Raw genomic sequence first — 11,976 nt, 5'->3', positions numbered from 1 at the left:
CCTTCACTTGACCGCGCCTCACTTGATCGCACCCTGGGTCAGGCCGCGGACGAAATACTTGCCGCCGAAGAGATAGATCAGCAGCGGCGGCAGCGCGCCGATCAGCACGGCGGCGCTCATGACATCGTAGGCGCGCACATTGGTGCCGCTTGCCGTCAGCGCGACGAGCGCTGCCGTGATCGGCTGTTGCTGCCCGGAGGTGAAGACGACGCCGAACAGATATTCGTTCCAGATGCCGGTGAACTGCCAGATCACCGTGACGATCAGGATCGGTGAGGAGAGCGGCAGAATGATCTTGCGGAAGATGCGCCAGAAGCCGGCGCCGTCGATGCGCGCCGCCTTGATCAGGTCGTCGGGGATGCTGACGTAGTAGTTGCGGCAAAACAAAGTGGTGAACGAAATGCCCTGGATGACGTGGATGAGGACGAGCCCGTAGACCGAATTGCTGAGGCCGAGATTGCCGAGGATGAACGCCCACGGCATCAACGAAATCTGGCCCGGAATGAAGACGCCGAGCAGCATGCAGGTGAACAAAGCTTCCGAACCCCTGAAGCGCCATTTCGACAGGATGTAACCGTTCATCGCGCCGACCGCCGTCGAGATGATCGTGGCCGGGATCGTCATCTTCAAGGAGTTGTAGAAGTTGCGCTGCATGCCCTCGCAGGTGCCGCCGATGCAATAGGTGCTCCAGGCCTGGCCCCAGGCATCGAGGCGGAAGCTGCGCGGCAGCGAGATCAACCCGTTGCGTGCGATCTCCTGCTGGTCGCGGAATGAATTCAGCACCACGACCAGCAACGGGACCAGGTAGATCGCCGCGAAGACGACCAGCAGCCCATAGATGGCGAAGCGGGTGAGAAAATGCTGGCGCGACGCGACTGCGGCAGCGCGACGGTCGAGCGACTGGTCCAGGGAGACGTCAGCCATGGCCGGCTTCCTTGCGCCGGCGCCAGACCACCCAGAATGAATAGGGCACCAGCACCACGGCAACAGCGGCAAGCATCATGATGGCGGCGGCCGCACCTTCGCCGATCTGGCCGCGTTGGAACATCAGGTCATAGACGTAGATGGCGGGGAAGGTGGTCGAGATCCCCGGGCCGCCCTTGGTGAGGGCCGCCACGAGGTCGAAGGTCTTGATGGCGAACTGGATCTGGATGACGGCGACCGCCAGGAAGATAGGCGCAATGGTTGGCAGAAGCACCTTGCGATAGATACGGAACGTCGATGCGCCGTCGATCTGCGCGGCCTTGACGAGGTCGGAATCTACCGAGCGCAGGCCGGCCAGGAACAGCGCCATGGCAAAGCCCGAGGCCTGCCAGACGCCGGTGATGATCACCGCGTAGATCGCATAGTGCCGGTCGCTGGCCAGTGCGAAACTGAAGCTCGTCCAGCCGAAACCGCGCACCATGGCCTGGATGCCGTCGGTCGGATTGTAGAGCCAGCTCCAGACCGTGCCGGTGACGATGAAGGACACCGCCAGCGGATAGAGGAAGATCGTGCGCCAGGCCGCTTCGCCGCGCACGCGCTGGTCGATCAGGATCGCCAGCAGCAGTCCCACCGCCATCGAGCCGACGATGTAGAAAGCGCTGAAGAAAAACAGGTTGTTGTAGGCGATGTTCCAGCGCCGGTTCGCCCACAGCGACGCGTAGTTGTCCAGGCCGACGAAGCCGTAGGTCGGCAGCAGCGAGGAGTTGGACAGCGAGATATAGAGCGTCCAGCCGGTGAACACGAAGACGTAGACGAAACTCGCCACGAGAGAGGGGCCGAGCACCAGCAAGGGCATCGCGGAGCCCAGCCGCTCGCGCCAGGGGCGGGCGGGCGCCGGTACCGACAGGATCAGGTCGTGATTTGACATTCAGAGCACGGAGATTGGCAGAGCACAGGACTGGCGGAGCGCGGGACCGGGATGGCGGATGGCCGGGTGCGGATGGCGCCCGGCCATTGCCATCTATTTCTGTGCTTCCGCCGCGTCGGCCATCGCATTGGCGCCATCCTCGGGCGACATGTCCGGCGTCGCCACGAACTCGGTAATGGAGTCCATGATCGCGCCGCGCATCTTCTGCGGGATGGTCATGTTGTGCGCCATCGAGCGGACCAGCGTGCCGTCCTTGATCGAAGCCTGCAGATCCTTCTGCGAGAGCTGCTGGCACGGATTGAAGCCCTTCGACAGATCGATATCCAGGCGTGCGGGGATCGAGCCCTTGGCCTGGTTGAAGACCGTCTGGAAGTCGGGCGACAGGATCAGGCTGGCCAGCAGCTTCTGGCCGTCGATGTAATCCTGGTCCTTCTGCTTGAAGAACACGACCGAGTCCGAGTTGAGGATGAAGCCGGGTTTGCCCCAATCGGTCGGCGCCTGGGCGCAGACATAGTCGGTGCCTTCCTTGAAGCCGGCGGCGGTCAAAAGGCCGATCGTCCAGTCGCCCATGATGTGGAACGCCGCGTCGCCCTTGCCGACCAGCGCCGACATCGAATCCCAGTCGCGGCCGACCATGCCCGGATCCATGTATTTGCTCGTCATCAGGCGCATCTGCGTGAAGGCCTTGACCATCCCCGGGCTGCGCATGGACTCGACATCGCCTTCGACGAAGGCCTTGCGGTAGAGATCGATGTCCTGGCCGTAGAGCACGACCTCGAACACCGTCGAATCCGTCCAGTCGGCGGTCGAATGCGAGATGCAGATCTTGCCTGTGGCGATGATCTTGTCGCAGGCCGCATTGAACTCGGCCCAGGTCTTGGGCATTTCCGCCACGCCGGCCGCCTGCATGACCTTGGGCGAGGCCCAGAGCCAGTTGATGCGGTGGATGTTCATGGGCGCGGCGACCCATTTGCCGGTCGGCTTCATCACCGGAAGCAATTCCGGCGCCACCACTTTCTCCCACCCTTCCGAGGCCGCCAACTCGTCGAGATCGGCGGTCATGCCGGTCTCGTTCCATTCGGCGATCTCGGGGCCCTTGAGCTGCACGGCAGGCGGGGCATTGCCGGCGATCACGTCCGCGCGCAGCTTGGCCAGCGTATTGGCGGTGTGGCCGGCGATCGAGGTCTGTTCCCATTTGCCGCCCTTGGCGGTGAACATCTCGCCGAGCTTGGCGATCGCCTGGGCGTCCGATCCGGTCGCCCACTGGTGCAAAAGGTTCGTCTTGGGTTCGGCGAAGGCTGCCCCGGCGAAAAATGTGCACGCAGCAGCGGCCGCAAGCGCGGTCATGACGGACTTCATCGTTTCACTCCCATATCGTGTTGCACGGTTCGTCTCGACCGCTTATGGCCGCGGTTTGAAGCCGCCGCCGGCGAGATGCGTCAATCTCGAGTTCTTTCCAAGATGACATATTGGAGCTATCAGTCAACGATGTTTATGTTGAGCCATGACAAAACCTTCGCTTAGAACCTGGCTGGTCGACAGACCCTCCGCGTCGCCGGAGAGCATGATCGTGCGCTGCCTGAGCGAGCGCGGCGCACTCTCCGCGTTGCAGATCGCACGCGCCACCGGTCTGGCGCGCTCGACGGTGTCAACCGCGCTTAACGGCTTGAAAAGGTCTGGAATGGTGATCGAAGCCCCGACCAGCCGCGACGGCATCAGAGGCATCGGCAGGCCAGCCGCGGCGGTGACGCTCAATCCGACAGCGGGCACCTGCGTCGGCATTCACCTGGCTCTTCAGCAGATACGGCTCATCGTCGCCGATGTCTCGCATTCCGTCATTGCCGAACAAAATATTCCAATGGCGCTGGACTACCAGCCGCAACAGGCGGCCCAGGCGGTCAAATCGGCGATTGCCCAATCTTACAGGGAAAATGGTCTGCCGATGGCGGGGCTCCTGGGGGTTGGTGTCTCCGTCTCCGGCCCTGTCAGCCGCGATGGAGTGGTGCTGCGCGCAAGCATGGTTCCAACATGGGCCGGCGTCAACATACGAGATGTGTTCGGACCCGTCCTGGAACAGCCGATCTTCGCCGACAACGAGAGCAACTGCGCGGCCATTGCCGAGCTGATGTGGGGTGCGGCCGTCGGCCAGGACGATTTCGTGCTGTTCAAGATCGATCTGGGTGTCGGCGGCGCCATTGTCCAGCATGGCCGGCTGGTGACGGGCGTCGCCGGCGGCGCCGGCGAATTCGGGCACATCAGCATCGATCCCGGCGGCGACCTTTGCCGCTGCGGCAATCGCGGATGCCTGGAGCTCTACGCGAGTTTTACCCGGCCGCTGGAACAGATTTCGCGTGTCGTTGGGCGGCAAGTCACCATGGACGATGTCATCGCCATGGCCGAGCAGGGCGACGTCAGGGCGTTGCGGATGATCGAGGATACCGCCGAGATCGCCGGCCGGGGTCTCGGCCTGATCGGCTCGGTGCTCAATCCGCCGCTTATCATCATCGGCGGCCACATGGCTTTGGCAGGGGACATTCTGTTGACGCCGCTGATCGCGTCCTATGAACGCCACACGCTGATCAAGTCCCGGGATGTCGCTCCCGCGCTGCGCACGCGCATCATCGTTGGCAGGCACACCGAGAACGATGCCTTGCTGGGCGCGGTCGGCCTCGTTTTGAGACACCAGACGAAGGAACTGTCGCTGGGGTGATCGTCAGGACCAGCCTGTGCTTGTTCAAGTCAATTGCACGTGTCCGCAGCCTTGAGCGCTTCGGCGCGTGACGATTTGGGCAAATCCGCGATCCGCCGGACAGAAGCGTAAAACCTTGGATAGTCGCCCGAACACAGGTCGAACAAGCGAAGAAAGGCCGGAACCTGTTCACCGTAGACAGAAGTTGCCGCGAGCTTGGCGTTGTTGATCGGGGCAGCGAACCAGGCGTCGTATCCCCGGTATCCCGCCCAGTGCTTGTCGCGCATCTGCCGGTAGCGCGCCCGCAACCGGTCGATGGTTGCTGCCTTGGCGGCCGCCATCTTTTCCGGGGTGCGGGGACTACCATAGACCTGCCTTAGCTCGTCGCGCGTCTTCGCCACCAGTCCGAGAAAATCGGCGCTGCGTTTGCGGTCGGCTTCGTATCGGCGCAATCCGGCCCGGTCGCCGGCGGCGCGGAGCCATTTCCTGACGCCGCTGGTTTCGACGGCAACGGCGAACGCCTCGTTGAATGCGGAATCGCCATCCACATAGAGGCGCTGATGCGCCAGCTCATGAAAAACAAGGCTGGCGAGATAGGTGTCGTCCTGACGCAGCATGGTGCTCAGCAGCGGGTCACTCGACCAGCCAAGCGTGGAATAGGCGGTGACGCCCGAGACATAGACGTCCAGCCCCTGTCTTTGAAGTTCGACTGCGTTCTCAGTCGCGGATTTCCGGGAGAAGTAACCCCGGTATGGAACGCAGCCGAAAACCGGAAAGCACCATGTTCGTGGCGCCAGCGAGAATTGCGGCGCGGCAAAAACGGCCCAGGTCACGGCGTCGCGATGGATGTCGACATAGCTGCGGTAGCTGCTGTTCTCGGGCAATGCCAGTTCATCCGTCGCAAACCGTCTTATGGCGCTGGCCGACGTCAATTTGGCGCGCAATGCCTCGGGCGTCGAAGGGTCAAGGATGAGTTTCCCGACATTCCTGCGCGCGGCCATGATCTGCGCGTGACCCTGCAACGACTGCGCGTAGTAGGAAATGCTCGTGCAGCCGGTCGCCCCGGACGCGATGATCGCCGCGGCAAGCATCCGAAGAACGCGCTTCACTGTTTGCCCACCTTGCCCATCTCCCCATGCAGCAAACGTCCTGGTCCCCCCTCAAACAGGAGGCACCGGTTTCCGTCAAGAGCTGCAGGGGCAGGGGGCGACACCGACCTGGGCAGGGCAATGCGGGCATTCGCCTAGGATTGACGAAAGTCCACCGCAGGGCGGAGCGGGCGAGATACGGACCGTCCGTTGGGACGCCGTTCCCCCAAGCTGCCGCGCGCTACTGGTCCGAAAACCTCACGCTCACGCCGCGCTGGCGAAAATAAGCCTGCATCAACTTACGGCCCGAGCGGTTGTTCTGCGCCAATTTTGCCGGATCGAACACCGCCTGTTTTGCGCCCTCTCGTGTCAGCGCAGCCTTGAGCGCCGCGATATGGGCGTCGATGTCGGCATTGTCCGCCCGCAGCGAGGCATAGATACTTTCGGTCGCTTCGGCCACAGTCGGTTCGCTCACAGATGTCGTCCTTTGGTTGGTTGGGCGGCGGCTTTACCACAGATTTGCGGCTCCGACGATATCGACCGAACCGTCAGAGCACAGCGCCCAGGGCGCAAAACCGCAAAACGTATGTATTCGGCCCTGCTAAACATTGCCCGGCAGGCGAATGGGTCTAACTATCGCTAGGAAACGGGGGGAATCACGTGGCTGCCAATCGTCGAAACGACATCTCATCGTCCGAGCGAGGGCTAGGACGGATTCTTGCGGCAGGCAATGCCCATCCGCGCACAGCTCTGCCTACCGTGGCAACCATCGTCACGACAGTAGCTGCGCTGTATTTCGGTCGTGAGGTGTTCCTTCCCATTGCCATCGCGCTGCTTTTGACCTTTGCGCTGGTGCCGATGGTCTCCGCACTGAAGCGTGTCGGCTTGCCTCGGCTGCCCGCAGTGCTTCTGAGCGTGATTGGCGCATTCGCGGCTCTGGGCCTGTTCAGCTTCATTGTTGCGACCCAGGTAAGCGAGCTTGCTCAGAACATTTCCGTCTACCAGACAAACATTTTGACCAAGGTGCGTTCCCTCAAGGAGACGGGCGTTGGTGGCGGCATAATTGCCAGGCTGAGCGGGGTGATCGAGCGCGTCGGTCAGGAGATCGACAAGCAGGATGTGGCGCCGCCTGCGGCCGACAAGCCCCGGCGCGAGCCTGTTCCCGTCGAGATCGTCGCCCGCGAGAGACCTCTGGAGGTATTGCAGAACATCATCGGACCGTTGATCAGCCCGCTGGCATCAGCTGGCCTGATCATCATCGTCGTCATCTTCATGTTGCTTGAGCGCGAGGATCTGCGCGACCGGTTTATCCGCCTCGTCGGCTATGGCGACCTCCATCGCACAACGCAGGCATTGCAGGATGCCGGCAAACGGGTTGGCCGCTATCTGATCATGCAATTGGTGGTCAATATCGTCTACGCGATACCAATCGCGATTGGCCTTTGGGTGCTCGGCATTCCCAACGCGCTGCTGTGGGGGTTGCTGGCACTGGCGCTGCGCTTCGTTCCCTATATCGGCCCTGTTATCGGCATGCTGCTGCCCTTGTTTCTGGCCTTGGCGGTTGCGCCCGGCTGGTCGCTGGTGCTGTGGACCGCCGCACTGTTTGTCGTCATGGAATTGGTAACCGGCAACGTCATCGAACCGTGGCTCTATGGCTCGCGCACGGGACTTTCTCCTTTGGCAATCATCGTTGCGGCAATTTTCTGGACATGGTTGTGGGGGCCGCTCGGCCTGGTCCTTTCGACGCCGCTGACAGTTTGCCTCGTCGTCCTCGGGCGACATGTTCCGCAGTTCGAATTTCTCGACGTCCTGTTTGGCAACGAGCCCGTCCTTGAAGCTCACGCCCGGCTCTATCAACGGCTCCTGGCCGGCGATCCCGACGAGGCAACTGACCATGCCGAGGAGATCCTCGAGGAGAAGTACCTGATCGATTTCTACGACACTGTCGCCATTCCTGCTCTCCTGTTAGGCGAGCAGGACCGCATGCGTGGCGTGATGGGCGATCAACAGCGAAGGCAGGTGGCGGCGAGCGCCCAAATTCTTGTGGCAAATCTTGCCGACGATGCACAGGAAGAGGCAAGCGAGGAAGATGCGCCGACAACCACCGCGGAAGGGAGCGCGAGCAGGGAAACAGATGGCGTCGAAGAGGAAGAGATCGAGCTGCCCGACGGCAAGGACATGTCGGTGCTTTGTGCCGGCGGTCGCGGCGAACTCGACGATGCCGCTGCCGCCATGCTCGCTCAGGTGCTGGAGGTGCAAGGTGCGACGGTGGCGAAGGCCAGTTTTGTCGATATGGAGCCGGCAGGTATTCGTCGTCTCGAACTAGAGGCGATCGACACCGTCGTGGTCGGTTTCCTGAACCGGGATTCGCTCAAGCATGCCCGCTTTCTGGTCCGGAGACTGAAGCGCGCCAAGGCAGGTTTGAGAATTGGGATTGTGTTCTGGTCAGACGCGGAGCAGGGCGATGTCGGGCAAGAAAGGCAAGCTTTGGCCGCCGACATCAGCGCCGATTTCGTAGCGCACGGCATGGTCAACGCTGTGCTTGGCGCACTTTCTCCAGCGCCGGCCGTTCCCCTCAAAGTCGTTTCGAAACGCCGCGATCGACGCCGTCCGGCCCCTCGAAAACGGATCCCGGCCCAGGCAACGGCCGCAACAGCCTAGCCGCACCGCCATGTCTCAGATTGCCGCGCCGGCGCTGGAATGCCTGGTGAGACGGCAAGATCGTCCCCCACTCGCAAGCCATGGAACAATCTCGCGGCCTTGCGGTTCCTAACATCGAAGGAGACCCCCCATGCTTAGATTCCTTATCCGCCTTGGCGCGATCTATGCAGCGTTCCAGATCGGCAGGGAGTTCGGCCGCAAGGAGACCGAAGTCGTGCTCCTGCCGCCGCCCGTTGACTATGAGCGGCACCCGACGTCAAGAAACGAAACCGAGTTCGGAGAGACATAGGACTGCTCAATCTGCCTGGTCGATCTGGCCCATGCTGGCGCCGTCCCTGCGCGGGGCGCATTATCGTGCGAACGGACCGGCCTCTTGGCTGTGCCAGGATGGATCCGGGTAATGCAAATTGAGCCGCTATCTCCGCCGCTCAAACGCGGCACAAAGAGGTTGACCGTGCGTCGAGGAATGAGTCTCTCGCAGATCTTGGCGTTGAGCCGATGGAGAAGGCATGATCAGCACAGGCAAGGCACGACCCTAAGAATGTGGAAGGGAAGAAGCACTGGTGCTGTCAATTGCCAGGGAGACCGGCATCACCGAGGATCACGGGCGCGACCTTGTTCGCCTGATCGGCACCGGCCGCAATTCGCTGCTCCGTGAGGCGCGGCAGCTGCTCCGGCAGCGCCTGGCTAATTTAGACCAAAGGTGCTCAGAGCACGGCTATCCCGTCGCCTTCTGCTGCCCGGCGGTCATCGCTTTGAGAGCCCGGACCACCTCTGCAGGTCCGGCGGGTTTCATCACTCTTACGCCAGACGAGAACGCTTCGGGGGTTTCCTCGAGCCCCAGGCCGGAATAGACGATGAAAGGAACCGCCCGCCCTGCCAAGGTTTTTGCCGCGTCAACAGCCTCGCCGTCCGACAGCCTGACGTCCAGGATCGCTGCGGCGGGGGTATGGTCCGCAAGAAAACGTTTCGCCTGGGAACATGTCGCCGCCAATGCCACGGCAAAGCCCGCCTCCGAAAGAGTGGACTCCATATCCAGTGCTATCAAGGCTTCGTCGTCGACGACAAGGACCAAGGGTTTGCCCATGCGCGGATGATCGCACGTTTGTAGATGGAAGACGAGTCGAGGCTACGACCCTTTTAGGGTCCGGTTCCCGTACGCAGCGGGTCGAGATCCCGAGCGATGGGAACCAAGTGATCCAAGCCGCATTATATTTGGTTGGACTGAACAAGGTGTTTGGGATGCATGAAGCAACACAGGCGAATGTTGTCGCCTTCGAAAACCCGGGGGTGTCCAGCAATGACGGTCTGGATTTCGATTACAAGGATTTCTTCGAAAACGGCGCCGTTGCCCTGCATCTGGTGAACGCAGACGGCGTGATCGTGCATGCCAACCAGGCTGAGCTCAACCTTCTCGGCTATCCCGCAGAGGACTACCTCGGTTGCCACATCGCCGAGTTCTATCCCGACCGGGACGTCATAGAGGACATTTTGGGTCGCCTTGCCAATGGCGAGAAGATCGTAAGATATCCGGCGCGATTGAGGGCCAGCGATGGATCGATCAAGCACGTCGAAGTCACCTCAAGCGGACATTTCCGGGACGGCAAGCTGATCAACACCCGGTGCTTCACGGTCGATGTAACCGACTTGGTACACACCCGCTCGGAGCTCAGGCAGCATGACAGTACCTATCACCAGATACTCGACGGCCTACCCGTCGCCATCTACACGACCGATCAGGATGGGACGATCACCTACTACAACCGCGCCGCGGCCGATCTGGCAGGCAGGGAGCCTGAAATCGGCAAGGATAAATGGTGCGTGACGTTCAAGCTGTTCACTGCCGACGGCAAGGAATTGCCGCACGATGAATGCCCGATGGCCATCGCGCTCAAGGAGAATAGGCCGGTCCGCAATCAGCAAGCTGTTGCGCAGCGTCCCGATGGATCGTTTTTTCCGTTCCTGCCCTACCCGACACCGCTGCGGGACGAGCACGGCGCTCTGATCGGCGCCGTCAACATGCTGCTGGACCTGACGGACCGCCAACGCGCGGAAGAAACCAGGCAGCACCTTTCAGCGATCGTGGAATCCTCATTTGACGCTATCGTCAGCAAGGATCTCAACACCATCATAAAAAGCTGGAACCAGGGCGCCGAACGGCTTTTCGGCTACACCGCCGAGGAAGCGATTGGCCGGTCGGTGACCATGCTGATCCCCGAAGACCATCAGGACGAGGAACCCCGCATCCTCCAACGTATTCGCCGCGGCGAGCGCGTCGAACCATTCGAAACGACCCGCCAGCGCAAGGATGGCAGCCTGGTTCCGGTTTCACTGACGATATCGCCCGTGCGTAACGCAACCGGGCAGATCACCGGCGCATCGAAGATAGCGCGAGACATCACGTCGACGAAGGAGAATGAATATCGCATCCGCATGCTGATGCGCGAGGTCAACCACCGGGTGAAAAACCAGTATTCGGTCATCCTGTCGATGATCCGGGAGACCAACAAGCGATCGGAGACGCCAAAACAATTTGAAACCCAGGTGCGCGAGCGCATCATGGCGTTGTCACGATCTCACGACCTGCTTGTATCGGCGGATTGGAAGGGTGCCACGATCAGCGACCTTTTGGCGGCCCAGGTCGAGCCTTTCCCGCGGGGGGATGTGATCGAAATGTCGGGCCCATCATTGGTGCTCAGTCCCAACGCAGTTCAGTATCTCGGGATTGCCTTCCACGAACTGGCGACCAACTCGGCCAAATACGGGGTTCTCTCAGGGGACAAGGGCCGGATCTCGGTCACATGGGGCATCACCGGTTCCGGTGCTTCGAGGCTCTTTCACCTCACCTGGGTCGAAACCGATGGGCCGCAGGTTCAGACTGTCGGACAAGGTGGCTTTGGAACCGTGGTGCTGAAGCGGGTCGCGCCCGCAGCGGTCAGTGGGCAGGGAATTCTCGAACACGGTCCGCATGGCATAACATGGAGCCTGGAAGCGCCTTCGGTTTCCGTGGCAGCTTCTGTCGTCCAAGAAGCTTAGAAGCAGGAAGCAGCCCTGCAACGAGCATTCGTCAATTGGAAGCCCTTGATGCGGCCTTTGCCGAGCGAAAACCCCGTTTCCGCTAAAGATCGCCAGAGCCATTGCTAAAGTCGGCAGAGCAAATCACCGGCAGAGGGCGCATTTCGTTGCACGGAACGGGACAGGACCGGCGTAGCCAGAGGCGAGGTAACTATGGACATCGACGAGTTCCGTGCGACCCTTCAGGGTGTAGAGCCCCCGGCGAATCTTGGGATGGCGCTCCACGCTCTATGGTGGGATAGACAGGGCGATTGGGAGCGGGCGCATGAGTGTGTGCAGGCCAACGAATCTGATCCGGCCTCTGTATGGGTTCATGCCTATCTGCACCGCAAAGAAGGCGACCTTTCTAATGCAGCCTACTGGTACCGCCGCGCCGGGCAGCCTGTGGCAACTGGCAAGCTAGACGCAGAGTGGGAGTCGATTACAGAATCACTTCTTGCAGGATAGTGAGGGTCGCCCAAGGGGCAGCCTAGCGCCTCATCGCCCCCGTAGAGGCGAAACTCACCTCCGCCCGATGGGATCGGCTGGGCCCAGGAGGTCCGAACGTTTCCGCATAAATTCATGCAGCGAGATTGTTCTCGCGATTCCGTAAGGTCTCTGTTTAATAAGCT

11 protein-coding genes are annotated in these 11,976 nt (G+C 61.3%); 5 read left to right on the top strand and 6 right to left on the bottom strand.

All coding sequences use genetic code 11. The annotated features are described in order from the left end of the window. Nucleotides 1–18: 18 nt before the first annotated feature. The 3 genes from X756_RS162655 to X756_RS162665 form a co-directional block, all read right to left on the bottom strand. A complete protein-coding gene (locus X756_RS162655; protein WP_023728470.1) occupies nucleotides 19–924 on the bottom strand; it encodes a carbohydrate ABC transporter permease in 906 nt (301 codons plus the stop codon). Next, nucleotides 917–1,852, bottom strand: a complete 936-nt coding sequence (locus X756_RS162660) for a sugar ABC transporter permease (RefSeq protein WP_023691878.1) — start codon at nucleotides 1,850–1,852, stop codon at nucleotides 917–919. The genes X756_RS162655 and X756_RS162660 overlap by 8 nt, the downstream gene beginning before the upstream one ends. A gap of 93 nt (nucleotides 1,853–1,945) precedes the next feature. Beyond that, nucleotides 1,946–3,211: an ABC transporter substrate-binding protein gene (locus X756_RS162665; RefSeq protein ID WP_023691877.1), complete on the bottom strand. Its 1,266-nt coding sequence runs from the start codon at nucleotides 3,209–3,211 to the stop codon at nucleotides 1,946–1,948. A 145-nt stretch (nucleotides 3,212–3,356) separates the two neighbouring features. Between X756_RS162665 and X756_RS162670 the strand changes: the two genes are divergently transcribed. After that, nucleotides 3,357–4,562 carry an ROK family transcriptional regulator gene (locus X756_RS162670; protein ID WP_031237726.1) on the top strand — a complete coding sequence of 402 codons (1,206 nt, stop codon included), beginning with the start codon at nucleotides 3,357–3,359 and terminating at the stop codon, nucleotides 4,560–4,562. Between the two features lie 29 nt (nucleotides 4,563–4,591). Here X756_RS162670 and X756_RS162675 read toward each other — a convergent pair whose 3' ends face one another. Both X756_RS162675 and X756_RS162680 read right to left on the bottom strand, forming a co-directional pair. Further along, a complete protein-coding gene (locus X756_RS162675; protein WP_032999240.1) occupies nucleotides 4,592–5,632 on the bottom strand; it encodes an aminopeptidase in 1,041 nt (346 codons plus the stop codon). A 238-nt stretch (nucleotides 5,633–5,870) separates the two neighbouring features. Further along, nucleotides 5,871–6,104 (bottom strand): hypothetical protein, encoded by a 234-nt coding sequence (locus tag X756_RS162680; protein ID WP_023728467.1) that lies wholly within the window; start codon nucleotides 6,102–6,104, stop codon nucleotides 5,871–5,873. A gap of 185 nt (nucleotides 6,105–6,289) precedes the next feature. Between X756_RS162680 and X756_RS162685 the strand changes: the two genes are divergently transcribed. Together X756_RS162685 and X756_RS1000000169240 are read left to right on the top strand one after the other, a co-directional pair. Beyond that, a complete protein-coding gene (locus X756_RS162685) occupies nucleotides 6,290–8,290 on the top strand; it encodes an AI-2E family transporter (protein ID WP_023728466.1) in 2,001 nt (666 codons plus the stop codon). A gap of 130 nt (nucleotides 8,291–8,420) precedes the next feature. After that, nucleotides 8,421–8,579: a hypothetical protein gene (locus X756_RS1000000169240; protein WP_023726519.1), complete on the top strand. Its 159-nt coding sequence runs from the start codon at nucleotides 8,421–8,423 to the stop codon at nucleotides 8,577–8,579. Nucleotides 8,580–9,008: 429 nt separating this feature from the next. Here the strand turns inward: X756_RS1000000169240 and X756_RS162690 are convergent, their stop codons facing one another. Further along, nucleotides 9,009–9,377, bottom strand: a complete 369-nt coding sequence (locus tag X756_RS162690) for a response regulator (RefSeq protein ID WP_023671108.1) — start codon at nucleotides 9,375–9,377, stop codon at nucleotides 9,009–9,011. A 155-nt stretch (nucleotides 9,378–9,532) separates the two neighbouring features. Here X756_RS162690 and X756_RS162695 point away from each other — a divergent pair, with 155 nt between their 5' ends. Continuing rightward, nucleotides 9,533–11,326: a PAS domain S-box protein gene (locus X756_RS162695; RefSeq protein WP_023728465.1), complete on the top strand. Its 1,794-nt coding sequence runs from the start codon at nucleotides 9,533–9,535 to the stop codon at nucleotides 11,324–11,326. 192 nt (nucleotides 11,327–11,518) lie between these two features. After that, nucleotides 11,519–11,812: a hypothetical protein gene (locus tag X756_RS1000000166995; RefSeq protein WP_023704064.1), complete on the top strand. Its 294-nt coding sequence runs from the start codon at nucleotides 11,519–11,521 to the stop codon at nucleotides 11,810–11,812. Nucleotides 11,813–11,976 lie beyond the last annotated feature (164 nt).

The organism is Mesorhizobium sp. LNJC405B00 (assembly GCF_000502615.1).
Lineage (GTDB): Bacteria > Pseudomonadota > Alphaproteobacteria > Rhizobiales > Rhizobiaceae > Mesorhizobium.
This window is presented reverse-complemented; position numbering and strand designations above follow the sequence as displayed.

What these genes read in the sequence shown, in the direction of transcription:
- X756_RS162655 (WP_023728470.1), bottom strand. Translation starts at nt 924, where the DNA reads ATGGCTGACGTCTCCCTGGACCAGTCGCTCGACCGTCGCGCTGCCGCA.
- X756_RS162660 (WP_023691878.1), bottom strand. Translation starts at nt 1,852, where the DNA reads ATGTCAAATCACGACCTGATCCTGTCGGTACCGGCGCCCGCCCGCCCC.
- X756_RS162665 (WP_023691877.1), bottom strand. Translation starts at nt 3,211, where the DNA reads ATGAAGTCCGTCATGACCGCGCTTGCGGCCGCTGCTGCGTGCACATTT.
- X756_RS162670 (WP_031237726.1), top strand. Translation starts at nt 3,357, where the DNA reads ATGACAAAACCTTCGCTTAGAACCTGGCTGGTCGACAGACCCTCCGCG.
- X756_RS162675 (WP_032999240.1), bottom strand. Translation starts at nt 5,632, where the DNA reads ATGCTTGCCGCGGCGATCATCGCGTCCGGGGCGACCGGCTGCACGAGC.
- X756_RS1000000169240 (WP_023726519.1), top strand. Translation starts at nt 8,421, where the DNA reads ATGCTTAGATTCCTTATCCGCCTTGGCGCGATCTATGCAGCGTTCCAG.
- X756_RS162690 (WP_023671108.1), bottom strand. Translation starts at nt 9,377, where the DNA reads ATGGGCAAACCCTTGGTCCTTGTCGTCGACGACGAAGCCTTGATAGCA.
- X756_RS162695 (WP_023728465.1), top strand. Translation starts at nt 9,533, where the DNA reads ATGCATGAAGCAACACAGGCGAATGTTGTCGCCTTCGAAAACCCGGGG.
- X756_RS1000000166995 (WP_023704064.1), top strand. Translation starts at nt 11,519, where the DNA reads ATGGACATCGACGAGTTCCGTGCGACCCTTCAGGGTGTAGAGCCCCCG.